10 protein-coding genes are annotated in these 13,238 nt (G+C 62.3%); 9 read left to right on the top strand and 1 reads right to left on the bottom strand.

The annotated features are described in order from the left end of the window. Nucleotides 1-148: 148 nt before the first annotated feature. The 5 genes from RWJ89_RS25225 to RWJ89_RS25245 all read left to right on the top strand — a co-directional run bounded on the left by RWJ89_RS25225 (nucleotide 149) and on the right by RWJ89_RS25245 (nucleotide 7,897). Entirely contained in the window at nucleotides 149-580 is a 432-nt protein-coding gene (locus RWJ89_RS25225) for an OsmC family protein (protein WP_316031642.1), read from the top strand. 226 nt (nucleotides 581-806) lie between these two features. Further along, nucleotides 807-1,415, top strand: a complete 609-nt coding sequence (locus tag RWJ89_RS25230) for a TetR family transcriptional regulator (RefSeq protein ID WP_072640492.1) — start codon at nucleotides 807-809, stop codon at nucleotides 1,413-1,415. A gap of 48 nt (nucleotides 1,416-1,463) precedes the next feature. Further along, a complete protein-coding gene (locus tag RWJ89_RS25235; protein WP_316030039.1) occupies nucleotides 1,464-2,603 on the top strand; it encodes an efflux RND transporter periplasmic adaptor subunit in 1,140 nt (379 codons plus the stop codon). A gap of 26 nt (nucleotides 2,604-2,629) precedes the next feature. Beyond that, entirely contained in the window at nucleotides 2,630-5,773 is a 3,144-nt protein-coding gene (locus RWJ89_RS25240) for an efflux RND transporter permease subunit (RefSeq protein WP_316031643.1), read from the top strand. Nucleotides 5,774-5,986: 213 nt separating this feature from the next. Continuing rightward, the gene (locus RWJ89_RS25245; protein WP_316031644.1) at nucleotides 5,987-7,897 is read left to right on the top strand and encodes a beta-N-acetylhexosaminidase; all 1,911 of its coding nucleotides are present in this window, start codon (nucleotides 5,987-5,989) and stop codon (nucleotides 7,895-7,897) included. Here the strand turns inward: RWJ89_RS25245 and RWJ89_RS25250 are convergent. Continuing rightward, nucleotides 7,894-8,811, bottom strand: a complete 918-nt coding sequence (locus RWJ89_RS25250; RefSeq protein ID WP_316031645.1) for an ROK family protein — start codon at nucleotides 8,809-8,811, stop codon at nucleotides 7,894-7,896. The two genes, RWJ89_RS25245 and RWJ89_RS25250, sit on opposite strands and share 4 nt — an antisense overlap. Before the next feature lie 275 nt (nucleotides 8,812-9,086). Between RWJ89_RS25250 and RWJ89_RS25255 the strand changes: the two genes are divergently transcribed. The 4 genes from RWJ89_RS25255 (at nucleotide 9,087) to RWJ89_RS25270 (ending at nucleotide 13,237) form a co-directional block, all read left to right on the top strand. Next, a complete protein-coding gene (locus RWJ89_RS25255; protein ID WP_221946932.1) occupies nucleotides 9,087-9,665 on the top strand; it encodes an exopolysaccharide biosynthesis protein in 579 nt (192 codons plus the stop codon). Nucleotides 9,666-9,815: 150 nt separating this feature from the next. Next, entirely contained in the window at nucleotides 9,816-10,769 is a 954-nt protein-coding gene (locus RWJ89_RS25260; protein WP_168283058.1) for a sugar-binding transcriptional regulator, read from the top strand. Nucleotides 10,770-10,915: 146 nt separating this feature from the next. Beyond that, nucleotides 10,916-12,226: an ABC transporter substrate-binding protein gene (locus RWJ89_RS25265; RefSeq protein WP_168283059.1), complete on the top strand. Its 1,311-nt coding sequence runs from the start codon at nucleotides 10,916-10,918 to the stop codon at nucleotides 12,224-12,226. Nucleotides 12,227-12,364: 138 nt separating this feature from the next. Further along, on the top strand, nucleotides 12,365-13,237 hold the full coding sequence (locus RWJ89_RS25270; protein WP_072640497.1) for a carbohydrate ABC transporter permease: 873 nt from the start codon (nucleotides 12,365-12,367) through the stop codon (nucleotides 13,235-13,237). The last annotated feature ends 1 nt before the right edge of the window (nucleotide 13,238 follow it).

Genomic DNA, 13,238 nt, shown 5'->3' on the forward strand with positions numbered 1-13,238 from the left:
GGGGCTTTGATCCCGCTATTTTTACAAGCCTGTCGTCTTCTCGGGATAGAGCATTATATTGCCCATCGGGAAGGCTATCTGATCTCCCGCAGGCATGGAGCGGCGCCCCGCCGCTTTCTGAAAACACAATCGAAAACAGGAGGACGGCATGCAGATCAATCGCACGGCTTCGGCCCATTGGACCGGTGGCCTCAAGGACGGCAAAGGCCTGATCTCGACGCAGAGCGGCGCCCTGAAGGACTATCCCTACGGCTTTGCAAGCCGCTTCGAAGGCATCCCCGGCACCAACCCGGAAGAGCTGATAGGTGCCGCCCATGCCGGCTGCTTCACGATGGCGCTGTCGTTGATCCTCGGTGAAGCCGGCTTTACCGCCGAGCATATGGAAACCTCCGCCAAGGTGACGCTCGAAAGCGTCGAGGGCGGCTTTGCCATCACCGCCATCCATCTCTCGCTCTCCGGCCGTATTCCCGGGGCCGATGAAGCGACCTTCACCGAACTTGCCAACAAGGCGAAAGCCGGCTGCCCGATTTCCAAGGCTCTCGCCTCCGTTCCGATCACACTCGACGTCAAGGTCGTCTGACTCGTCACTCCATCAACGAAGTGCCGCGTGCTTGTCGCCGCGGCGCTTTGTATTTGGTGCACCCATTGTCGGCGTCCCCTATTCCGGCTCGAGTTGTTGCTTCCGCCGGACTGCGCTCGTTTCGCAAAGCCTTATGCTGCGCTACAGCATGTTGACAAGTAACGCCTGATATTTTACGACTGACGAAATTCGAAAATCGTCAGTCGTAATTCAGGTCCCGAAACTTATGAACGACATCGCGGAAAATACGCTGGACATCGCGCGGCAGGAGAATGTGACCCGCATTCTCGACGCGGCCGAGCGGCTGTTTCGGCACTATGGCTACAGCAAGACGACGGTGGCCGACATTGCCCGCGATCTCGGCATGTCGCCAGCCAATATCTATCGCTTCTTCGCCTCCAAAGTCGAAATTCACCAGGCGCTCTGCGGGCGCATGCTCGCCACCGCTTATCAAATTGCCTACGACATTCGCCATCAGCCGATCAGCGCCAGCGAGCGGCTGCGCCGCTATGTCGAGACCCAGCATCAGTTGACGCTCGATCTGATGCTGGACGAGATGAAGGTGCACGAGATGATCGTGGTCGCCATCGAGCGCGACTGGCATGTCATCGAAAAGCATATGGATCGTGTTCATGATCTCATTGCCGAAATTATCGCCGAAGGCATTGCAGCCGGGGAATTCGCCGAGCAGGACCCGGTGGTTGCCTCGCGCTGCTTTGGTGCTGCGACGAACACTCTCTGCCATCCGCAAATGGTGGCGCAATGTCTTGCCAAAACGAACCGCGCAAGCGTCGACGAGCTGATCAGTTATGTGATCAGGGCGCTGAAGAAATAATGGACGGCAGCCGCCACCGAAACCCCAAACGATCCAGGAGTGCGAAAGATGTTTTCGCTCAAGACCCTCAGCCATCGCATGCCGTCCGTCGCCAGTCTCATGCTCTTCGGCGCCATCGGCATCGGCGTTTCCGCCTGCTCGGAAGAGAAGGCTGAGGTCAAGCAAGTCATCCGGCCGGTGAAGGTCGTCGAGATCGCCAAGGCCGGCGACACCCGCAAGCTCGACTATTCGGGCTCGGTCAAGGCGCGCACGGAGATGAACCTCGGATTTCGCGTCGCCGGCAAGATCACCGAACGCCTCGTCGATATCGGCGACAAGGTGAAGCCGGGCGACGTGCTCGCTCGGATGGACTCCACCGATTACCAGTTGGCGGTCAAGACGGCGGAAGCCAATCTCGCAGCCGCTGAAAAAGGCGTGGAAACCGCCGATCTCGTGAACAAGCGCAATCAGCAGCTGTTCGACAAGAATGTTTCGCCGAAATCCCAGCTGGAGCAAGCGTCGCTCAGTTACGATCAGGCCGTTTCAAGCCGCGATGCCGCCGTCTCGGCGCTCGATCAGGCGAAGAACCAGGTGAGTTATGCGGAGCTGAAGGCCGACCACAACGGGATTGTCACGACGATCAATGCCGATGTCGGCCAGGTCGTTGCGTCGGGCACTCCCGTCGTCGCCGTTGCCGTCGACGGCGAAAAGGAAGTGCAGATCGCCGTTCCGGAAAACGACATTGCCGAATTCAAGCCGGGCAAAACAGTCAAGGCAAGCTTCTGGGCCGACGACAGGCTGGTGCTCGACGGCAAGGTGCGGGAGGTTTCCGGAAGCGCCGACCAGCAGTCGCGTACCTTTGCGGTCCGCGTGAGCCTGCCGAACGATCCGCGCGTCTTGCTCGGCATGACGGCGACGATCGAGGCCGACGTCAGCAATAGCAACAGCTATGTCTCGATCCCGCTCAGCGCACTGGCTGAAAAGGACGGCAAGCAGATGGTCTGGACCGTCGACCGCGACACGGCGACCGTGCATGGCCGCGACATCAAGGTCGCCGATTTCACCGGCGACGGCGTGCATGTGACTGAGGGTCTCGATACCGGCGATCTCGTCGTTTCAGCCGGCACGCAGTTCATGAGCGAAAACCTGAAGGTGAAGGTGCCGGACCAGCAGTCGGCCCTGGCTGCCACGGACCAGACCGTCCGCTGAACGCGCCATAAAGAGAGAACAGGACCATGGACGCCACCACCGAAAAGCGGCCCTTCAATCTGTCGCGCTGGGCGATCGGACATCCGAGCATCGCCCGCTTCCTCTTCGGACTGATCATCATCACCGGCGTGCTCGGCCTGATGCGCATGGGCCAGCGCGAGGACCCCGAATTCACCTTCCGCGTCATGGTCGTTCAGGCGATCTGGCCGGGCGCTTCCATTCAGGAAATGGAAGATCAGGTCGTCAACAAGATCGAGCGCAAGCTGCAGGAAACACCGCATATCGACTGGGTCAAGTCCTATACGCGTGCAGGCAGCGCGATCATCACCCTGCAGGTCAAGGGCGACACGAATTCGGAAGAAGTGGCGGATGCCTTCTACCAGGTACGCAAGAAGGTCGGCGACATATCCAGCGAGCTGCCGCAGGGCCTGCTCGGCCCCTATTTCAACGACGAGTTCGGCGACACCTTCATCACACTGCATTCGATCAGCGGCGACGGTTATTCCTATCCGGAACTGAAGAAATTCGCGATCCAGGCGCGCGACATGCTGCTGACGACGCCGGGCGTCGAGAAAGCCGTCATCATCGGCGACCAGCCTGAGAAGATCTATATCGACGTCTCATCCAAGGCGCTCGCCGAGCGCGGCCTGACGATCCTCGATCTGCAGAACGCCATCAAGGGCCAAAACAATGTCGATCCGGCCGGCTCGGTCGATACCGGCCTGCGCTCGGTGCGCATCTCGGTCGAAGGCGACGTGAAGAAGGCGGCCGATATCCGCGAGCTGCGCCTTCGCGCCGGCGGCCAGGTGACGCGCCTCGGCGATATCGCCACCGTCAGTCCCGGTCTCGAAGATCCCTACCAGCGCAAGTACCGTTTCAACGGCCACGACAGCGTTCAGGTCGGCGTCGTGATGGCCAAGGGCTTCAATGTGACCGATGTCGGCAAGGGCGTAGAGGCGACCTATCAGCGTTTCGAAGAGGCGCTGCCCTACGGCGTCGCCGTCGATCAGATCGCCAACCAGCCCGACGTGGTGACGGATGCGGTCAGCGAATTCATGCATGCGCTCGGCGAAGCTCTCATCATCGTGCTGGTCGTCTCGTTCGTGTCGATCGGCTGGCGATCGGGTCTCGTCATCGCCATCGCCATTCCACTGGTGCTCGCAGCCACTTTTGCGCTGATGTACGAACTCGGCATCGACCTGCAGCGCATCTCGCTCGGCGCGCTGATCATCGCGCTCGGCCTGCTTGTCGACGATGCGATGATCGTCGTCGAGATGATGGAGCGAAAGCTGGAGGAGGGGCTCGTCAAGATCGAGGCGGCAAGCTTTGCCTATTCCTCGACCGCCTTCCCGATGCTGACCGGCACGCTGATCACCACGGCCGGCTTCATTCCCGTCGGCTTCGCCGCCTCGACGGCCGGCGAATATGTGCGGTCTCTGTTCTACGTCGTCGGCATCGCGCTCGTCACCTCGTGGTTCGTCGCGGTCTACTTCACGCCGTGGCTCGGCTATATGATCCTCAAGCAGCGCCATCACGCTGGCGAGCATCACGACGCCTTCGACACCGGCTTCTACCGTCGGCTGCGCAGCACGGTCGGCTGGGCGGTGCGCCACCGAGTCATCGTGCTGTTGCTGACGCTTGGCACCTTCGTCACCAGCCTCTGGGCCTTCCAGTTCATTCCGCAGAATTTCTTCCCGCAATCTTCGCGGCCGGAAATTCTCGTCGATCTCTGGCTGCCCGAGGGCACCAGCATCAAGGAAGTCGAGGTGCAGGCAAAGGCACTGGAAGCCAAGATGATGGATGATCCCGACAAGCGGTTCATCGCCACCTATATCGGCGAAGGCGCGCCGCGTTTCTTCCTGCCGCTCGACCAGCAGCTGCGCAATCCGAACTTCGCTCAGCTGCTCGTCATGGCCAATGACGAACCGGCACGCGAGCGGCTGATCGTCAGGCTGCGGACGATCCTTGCGGAAGACTTCCCCGATATTCGCGGCAAGGTCGACCGCCTCTTCCTCGGTCCGCCGACCGGCTGGCCGGTGCAGATGCGCGTCATGGGGCCCGACCGCCAGGAAGTCAGGGAGATCGCCGATCAGGTAAAGGCGCGCTTCCAGGCCAATCCGATGCTCGGCGCCATCCATGACGACTGGCTGGAAGAGGTGCCGGGGATGAAGCTAGTGATCGACCAGGACCGCGCCCGAGCACTCGGCGTCACCTCGCAGCGCGTGCGCCAGATGCTGCAGACCGCCATGTCGGGGGCTGCGCTCGACGATTTCCGCGACGGCGAGGAGACGGTCTCGATCGTCGCCCGCGAGCCGGATGCCAGCCGCTCGCTGCTGTCGGCGGTCAACTCGGTCTATGTGCCGACGGATTTCGGCGGCTTCGTGCCTGTCTCGCAGGTCGCCAAGGTCGTGCCCGTCATGGAGCAGGGCATCGAATGGCGGCGCAACCGCCTGCCGACGATCACCGTGCGCGCCACGCTGCCTGACGATGTGCAGGCGAACGACGTGGTGATGAAGATGTATGCCGACATGAAGGACCTGCGCGACAGCCTGCCTGCCGGCTACAATGTCGAGATCCAGGGCGGCGCCGAAGATGCGGCGGAGAGCCAGATGTCGATCGCCGCCAAGGCGCCGATCATGCTCGCCGTCATCATCGTGCTGTTGATGGTGCAGCTGCAGCATTTCGGCAAGGCGATGCTGGTGCTCGCCACCGGTCCGCTCGGGATCATCGGTGCTGCTGCCGCATTGCTGATCAGCGGCGCGCCCTTCGGCTTCGTGGCGATCCTCGGGGTCATCGCGCTGCTCGGCATCATCATGCGCAACTCGATCATCCTGGTCGATCAGATCGACCAGGATATCAAGGCCGGCATGCACCGGCAGGAGGCGATCGTCGGCGCGGCCGTACGGCGTTTCCGGCCGATCATGCTGACGGCGCTGACCGCCGTGCTGGCGCTGATTCCGATTTCGCGCGGTGTCTTCTGGGGTCCGCTCGCCTACGCGATGATGGGCGGCATCCTGGTTGCGACCGTGCTTACCATTCTGGTTCTGCCCGCCGGTTACGCCCTTTTCTTCGGCCGGGAGCCGAAAGCAAGGGACGAGCCAGGCCAGCATGCCGACGCCATCCAGGAAGAGGCGGATGACAGACATCCGCCGGCGTTGGCAGCAGAGTGAGGACGGCGCGGCGAAAGCCGCGCCGTTTTCCTTCCAGGTCAAAGCTTCCTCATCAAAGCGCGTCGCTGCCTCAGCGCCGCGCACTCTTTACTGCCTGCTCCGTCTTGGAGTTGCGCGCCGATTCCATTGCCGCCTCGAAAAAGCTAAGCTGCGAACGCATGCCGGGAGACCAACCGCGATCCCGGCCACTCAGCGACGAGGCAGCGCACGACCATGGCCGATTACCATCTGGACGCAAGCTGGAGCCCGATCGAGGGCAGTTTCGGGCGCCTCACCGTCACGCTTTTCAATCTTTCGACCGAGCCGCTGTCCGGCTTCTTGCTCGCCTATACGTCAGAGACGCGGGTTGCCGACAAACATGTCTGCGACGGCGGCAGCCTGAAGCGGCGGGTCGCGCATTTCCACGAATTCCTGCCGCCCGAGGGGCTGAGCGTGCCGCCCGGCGGGCGCTGGCGGTTCACCGTCGAGGGGCTGACCAGGGCGCCGAAACATACGACATCGGGCGTCAAATCGGCCTATCTTACACTTGGCGACGGACGCCACGTTCCTGTTGGTTTCGGCGATCTCATGCTCGAAGGCCGGGATGGTGGCGTAGCGCCGGCGCTTCTGCCGCCGGGCCGGGCCGAGGAACCCTATTCGCTGCTGCCCTGGCCGCTGGCGCTCGGGCTGAAGGCTGGAGAGCTGCCGGTCGTCCTTTATCCGGTTGCGCGGACGCGGGCCGATGCGGTCAAGGCACTCTCGCTGGTTCTTGCGCTTTACCAGCGGCTCTACCCGGCCGACAATATGCCGTTTTCCCTCAGTGCCGTCGAAGGTGGGCGGGCCATTCGTTTCGTCACCGAATCGTCGATCGCCGCCTTTGCCTACGAATTGCGCTTTACGGCGCATGAGATCGTGCTTTCGAGTGCGGGTGACGCCGGGCGGCATTACGGGCTGATCAGCCTGGCGCAACTGCTGCACGGTGCCCGCGCCGATCGCGAGCGCTTCAAATTTCCCAATTTCGGCACGATAGCCGACCAGCCGCGTTATGACTGGCGCGGCTGCCATCTCGATGTGTCCAGGCAGTTCTATCCAGTGACAGACGTCATGCGGCTGATCGATATTCTCGCCTGGAACAAGCTCAACATCTTTCACTGGCATCTGACGGACGACGAAGCATGGCGGCTGGAGATCAAGGCCTATCCCGCGCTGACGGAGATCGGCGCCCGGCGCGGGCCGGATGAAGTGCTCGTGCCGCAGCTTGGCGACGGAGCGCAAACGCGCGCCGGCCACTACACGCAGGAGGACGCCAGCCGGATCGTTGCGCATGCAGCCTCGCTGCATATCGAAGTGGTGCCGGAAATCGATATTCCAGGCCACAGCATGGCGACGCTGTTCTCACTGCCCGAGCTTGTCGACGGGCAGGAGGCGCCGGACAGTTACCGCTCGGTGCAGGGTTATCCGAACAACGCCCTCAATCCGGCGGTGGAATTCACCTATGAATTTCTCGGCAAGGTGTTCGACGAGATGGTGACGCTGTTTCCCGGCGAATATCTCCATATCGGCGGCGACGAAGTGGCGCATGGCGCCTGGCTTGCCTCGCCGCTCTGCAAGGCACTGATGGAGCGGGAGAAACTTGCCGGCACTGCCGAGCTGCAATCTTATTTCCTGAAACGTATCAAGGCCATGCTGTCGGAGCGCGGCAAGAAACTCGTCGGCTGGAACGAGGTCTCGCACGGCGGCGGTGTCGACCGCGACGGCACGCTGCTGATGGCCTGGGAAAAGCCCGCCGTCGGCATCGAGCTCGCGCAGGAAGGTTACGACGTGGTGATGACGCCGGGGCAAGCCTATTATCTCGACATGGCGCAGGCCGAGGCCTGGGCCGAGCCCGGCGCCAGCTGGGCGGGCTACGCGCCGCCGGAATATACCTACGCTTACGAGGCCGAGGGCGAGCTGCCGGAGGCGCTGCAGGAAAAGATCCGCGGTATCCAGGCCTGCATCTGGACCGAAAATTTCCTTTCCCGCGCCTATTTCAACCGGCTGGTTTTTCCGCGGCTCCCGGCAATCGCCGAGGCTGCCTGGACGCCTTCTGCACGCAAGGACTGGGATCGATTCGCCGCGATCGTCCGGATGTGGCCGGTGCTTTAAAGAGCCGCGGCTTCCGCCTTCAGCCCCAAAAGTGCCGCGCCGATCAGGCCGGGTTCGATGCGGCATTCGCTGCGCACCACCAGTGGGCGGTCGAACTTGCGCAGGATGCGGGCGCGCACGGCGTGGTCGAGCTCGGCAAGTAGCGGCTCGACATTGGAAAGCCCGCCGCCGACCGGCACGATGGTCGCGCCGGTGATGTTGATCGTCAGCGCGAGGGGCGAGGCGACGAGATCGACATAGACGTCGATCGTCCGTGCCGCCTTCTTCTCTCCATGGCGCCACTGGGCGATGATCTCCTCGCTGGCAAGGTCGAGATCGTGCAGCGTCTTGTGCAGGCGCTCCAGGCCGCGGGCGCCGCCGACGGTGTCGACGCAGCCCCTCTGGCCGCAGCCGCAGGCATAGGCGGGAATGGCGACGGGCGGATTGCCTGCCGCAGATGCGATGATCGGCCCGTGACCCCATTCGCCGGCAAAGCCGCCGGCCTCATTGACGAGGCGTCCGTCGGCAACCAGGCCGCCGCCGACGCCGGTACCGAGGATGGCGCCGAAGACGATGCGGTGGCCGCGGCCGGCGCCGAGACCGGCTTCGGCCATGGCGAAACAGTCGGCGTCGTTGGCGATCAGCACCGGCAGGCCGAGCTCGGCTTCGAGGTCGGCGCCAAGCGTGCGTTCGTGAATGCAGGGAATGTTGGCGCAGATCAGGCGCTGCGTATCGGGATCGACGACGCCGGCGATGGAAAGGGCGATGCGGCTCGGCTGCTCGCCAGTCTCGGCGATGATGCCGCGCAGGGTCTCGACGAAAGCGGCAAAATCATCCCTGGGCGTCGGGCGGCGGCCGAGGGGAAGGATGTCTGTCTCGGAGCGGGCGATGCCGCCCTTGATCGCGGTGCCGCCGATGTCGAATGAAATGATCATTGCCACCCTGCCGTTTTTCTGGTCTTCGAGCGTCTGCTCGCACTGTTGGCGGGGAATTTCAAGCCTTCATTCGGCTGCGGTGTCGTCGGGTTTAGGGTCATGCCGTGTGGCAGCTCAATTTCTAACCCGGCAAGTCATTCAAATGGCATATTGCATCGCCAGAATTCGACCCTAGACTTCCATCAGTTCCCGGACCCATGACGATCGAAAACGCCGACACCGACAGACGCAGAAGCCGAAGACCACGTCCCAAAGGCCGTCGCCTCTCATCCATCCTGCGGCAGATGGCCGCCGACCAGAGCCGCGAGCGGATCTCGATCGGCGATCTGTTCGAAACGATGGGCGACAGGGCGATCAGCGCGTTGATGCTGATCTTCGCGTTGCCGAACGCTTTTCCCACTCCGCCCGGCACTTCTGCCGTGCTCGGCGCGCCCTTGGTCTTCCTGGCAGCGCAGCTAACCTTCGGGCTGAAACCTTGGCTTCCGAAGGTGATTGCCGACCGTTCGATGCGGCGGGAGGATTTCGAGACCATCGTCGGCCGCATCCACCGCTGGCTCGCCTGGGCCGAGCGCATGCTGAAGCCCAGGCTTGCGATGTTCGCCGAACCGCCGGCGGAATATCTTGCAGGGGCGGCATGCCTGCTGCTGTCGATCGTGCTGCTGCTGCCGGTCCCGCTCGGCAATATCCTGCCGGCGCTCACGATCTCGGTCTTCGCGTTCGGGATCTTGGGCCGTGACGGGCTCTTCGCACTCATCGGCTTTGTGATGACGGCCGTGTCGCTCGTCGTTGCCGGCGGGGTGATTTACGGTCTCGTGAAGGCGGCGATCTATCTCGTCGTACAATGGTTTGCCTAAACGGAGTTTGCTTGAGTGATGGCGATTATTTGGCCGACCTCTTTGCAACAGGCTCGACATTTGCCGGAATTTTGTTTTGATCTGGCGCGATACAGTTTCAAATCATGTTCGGCGGCGGCACGCCGGCTCACTTCGCGCGATAGGCATTAGATGGCAAAAAGATCCGAGACACCCGCACGGCTCGACGATGCGGCGCGTGCCGGCTGGCTCTATTACGTCGCCGGGCGTACGCAGGATGAAATCGCCGCTGCGATGGGCATCTCGCGGCAATCGGCGCAGCGGCTGGTGTCGCTGGCGGTCGCCGAGCGCTTGATCAAGGTGCGGCTCGATCATCCGATCGCCGCCTGCCTGGAGCTCGGCAGTCAGCTGCGGCGGAAATTCGGGCTGAAACATGTGGAGGTGGTGCCGAGCGATCCCGCGTCGTCGTCGACGACGGTCGGAATCGCCGAGGCGGCCGCGGCCGAGATCGAGCGATGGCTGAAACGGGCCGAGCCGATCGTGCTGGCCATTGGCACCGGCCGCACGCTGAAGGCGGCCGTCGACCAGCTGCCGGCGATCGAATGTCCCAATCATCGCATCGTTTCGCTGACCGGCAATATCGCCCCGGACGGATCGGCCGCCTATTACAACGTCATTTTCAGCATGGCCGACGCCGTGAAGGCGCGGCACTATCCGATGCCGTTGCCGGTGCTCGTCACCTCGGCCGAGGAACGGGAGCTGCTGCATGGCCAACAGCTGGTGCGCTCGACGCTGAATATGAGCGCGCAAGCCGATGTCACCTTCGTCGGCATCGGCGAGCTCGGCATCGATGGGCCGCTCTGCGTCGACGGTTTTCTGGAGAAGGACGAGATGATGGAGCTGATGCGCGGGGGTGCCGTCGGCGAGATCTGCGGCTGGATCTTCGATGTCGACGGCAGGTTGATCGACAACCCGATCAACGAGCGCGTCGCGTCGGCGCCGATCCCGTCCCGCGACGCATCGATGGTCATTGGGCTGGCCAAGGGCAAGCGCAAATTCAAGGCGATCAGGGCTGCCGTTGTCGGCCATCAAATCAATGCTTTGATCACCGACGAAGAGACTGCTGAGTTTTTGCTCAGGACTTGAGCAAAAAATATTATAATAAAATCAACCGGATGACCATCGCCTTCGGCATCGCAGCAACGATTGTCGATTGACATTCTTTGTTGTTTGTTGAGTAATTGCCCATGAGCGAAGCGAATGCTCACACCCCATCTTCTGGGAGGAAGATTATGACATTGAGAACTTTTCTGCTGGGCGCCTGCTCAGCACTGGCGTTTGCCGGTATGGCTTCGGCCGAAACGCTGACGATTGCGACCGTGAATAACGCCGACATGATCCGGATGCAGAAGCTGACGGATGATTTCAAGGCGAAGAATCCCGGCATCGACCTTGAATGGGTCACCCTGGAAGAGAACGTGCTGCGCCAGAAGGTCACGACCGACATCGCGACCAAGGGCGGCCAGTACGACGTCTTGACGATCGGTACCTATGAAGTTCCGATCTGGGCAAAGCAGGGCTGGCTGGTGCCGCTCGACAATCTCGGCGCCAATTACGACGTCGACGACCTGCTGCCGGCGATCCGCAGCGGCCTGACCATGGACGGCAAGCTCTATGCGGCGCCGTTCTACGGCGAAAGCTCGATGGTGATGTACCGCAAGGACCTGTTCGACGCCGCCGGCCTGAAAATGCCGGACGCCCCGACCTGGGACTTCATTGCCGACGCTGCCCGCAAGATCACCAACAAGGACAAGGAAGTCTACGGCATCTGCCTGCGCGGCAAGGCCGGCTGGGGCGAGAACATGGCCTTCCTGACGGCCATGTCCAACTCCTTCGGCGCGCGCTGGTTCGATGAAAGCTGGAAGCCGCAGTTCGATCAGCCGGAGTGGAAGGACACGCTCGACTTCTACGTCAAGCTGATGAAGGATGCCGGCCCTCCGGGCGCTTCCTCCAACGGCTTCAACGAGAACCTGGCGCTGTTCCAGACCGGCAAGTGCGGCATGTGGATCGATGCGACCGTCGCCGCATCCTTCGTCAGCAACCCGAAGGAATCGACCGTCGCCGACAAGGTCGGCTTCGCGCTGGCTCCCGACAAGGGTCTCGGTAAACGCGGCAACTGGCTGTGGGCATGGAGCCTTGCCGTCCCGGCAGGTTCGCAGAAGGCCGAAGCCGCCGAGAAGTTCGTCGCCTGGGCGACGAGCAAGGACTACAGCAGCCTCGTTGCCGAGAAGGAAGGCTGGCTGAATGCACCTCCGGGTACCCGCGCCTCGCTCTATGCGAATGCCGATTACCAGAAGGCCGCTCCGTTTGCGAAGATGACGCTGGACAGCATCAACTCCGCCGACCCGACCAAGCCGACCGTCAAGCCGGTGCCCTATGTCGGCGTCCAATTCGTGGCGATCCCGGAATTCCAGGGCATCGGCACGGCGATCGGTCAGCAGTTCTCGGCAGCCCTTGCCGGCCAGCTTTCGGTCGACCAGGCCCTGAAGAGCGCACAGCAGCTGGCAACCCGCGAAATGACAAAGGCCGGCTACATTAAGTAAAACCTCCCGAGCAAGAGGCGGATCCTTGACAATCCGCCTCTCTGGGCCGCCGATTGCCCGAACTGCATCGGCGGCCGCTTTTTTCAGACAAAGCTGCCTTGCGGCCGCTCCCCGCTTCAGTCCAGATCGGTGATTGCCATGGCAACCTTACACACCCGCTCCTCCGCGCGCCTGATGATTGCGCCCTCCGTGCTGCTGCTCTTTGCGTGGATGATCGTCCCGCTGGCGATGACGATCTATTTCTCGCTGCTGAACTACAATCTGCTCAGCCCCGGCATGGAAAGCTTCGTCGGTTTTCTGAACTACGAATACTTCCTGACGGATCCGGCCTTCTTCGCCGCGCTGATCAACACGCTGCTGCTTGTCGCCGGCGTGTTGTTGATCACCGTCATCGGCGGCATCGCCTTTGCGCTGCTGCTCGACCAGCCGATGTACGGCCAGGGCATCGTGCGCATCCTGGTGATTGCGCCGTTCTTCGTCATGCCGACGGTGGCAGCACTCGTCTGGAAGAACATGTTCATGAACCCGGTCAACGGGTTGTTTGCCCATCTTGCCAAGGCGCTCGGCCTGCAGCCGATCGACTGGCTGGCCAATGCGCCGCTGTTTTCCGTCATTCTGATCGTCGCCTGGCAGTGGCTGCCGTTTGCCACCCTCATCATGCTGACGGCGCTGCAGTCGCTCGACGAGGAGCAGAAGGAAGCCTCCGAGATGGACGGCGCCGGGCCGATCTCGAAATTCATCTACATCATCCTGCCGCACATGGCGCGTGCCATCACCGTGGTGATCCTGATCCAGACGATCTTCCTGCTTTCGGTCTTTGCCGAAATCCTCGTCACCACCAATGGCGGGCCGGGCACCGACAGTACCAACCTCACCTACCTCGTCTATGCCCAGGCGCTACTGCAGTTCGATATCGGCGGGGCATCGGCCGGTGGGATCGTGGCTGTGATCCTCGCCAATATCGTCGCGATCTTCCTCGTGCGCCTCGTCGGCAAGAATCTGGAGGCTTGAG

Source organism: Rhizobium sp. 10PS4 (assembly GCF_032464805.1).
GTDB lineage: Bacteria > Pseudomonadota > Alphaproteobacteria > Rhizobiales > Rhizobiaceae > Rhizobium > Rhizobium laguerreae.

Coding starts and splice junctions, on each gene's coding strand:
- RWJ89_RS25225 (WP_316031642.1), top strand. CDS start 149: ATGCAGATCAATCGCACGGCTTCGGCCCATTGGACCGGTGGCCTCAAG.
- RWJ89_RS25230 (WP_072640492.1), top strand. CDS start 807: ATGAACGACATCGCGGAAAATACGCTGGACATCGCGCGGCAGGAGAAT.
- RWJ89_RS25235 (WP_316030039.1), top strand. CDS start 1,464: ATGTTTTCGCTCAAGACCCTCAGCCATCGCATGCCGTCCGTCGCCAGT.
- RWJ89_RS25240 (WP_316031643.1), top strand. CDS start 2,630: ATGGACGCCACCACCGAAAAGCGGCCCTTCAATCTGTCGCGCTGGGCG.
- RWJ89_RS25245 (WP_316031644.1), top strand. CDS start 5,987: ATGGCCGATTACCATCTGGACGCAAGCTGGAGCCCGATCGAGGGCAGT.
- RWJ89_RS25250 (WP_316031645.1), bottom strand. CDS start 8,811: ATGATCATTTCATTCGACATCGGCGGCACCGCGATCAAGGGCGGCATC.
- RWJ89_RS25260 (WP_168283058.1), top strand. CDS start 9,816: ATGGCAAAAAGATCCGAGACACCCGCACGGCTCGACGATGCGGCGCGT.
- RWJ89_RS25265 (WP_168283059.1), top strand. CDS start 10,916: ATGACATTGAGAACTTTTCTGCTGGGCGCCTGCTCAGCACTGGCGTTT.
- RWJ89_RS25270 (WP_072640497.1), top strand. CDS start 12,365: ATGGCAACCTTACACACCCGCTCCTCCGCGCGCCTGATGATTGCGCCC.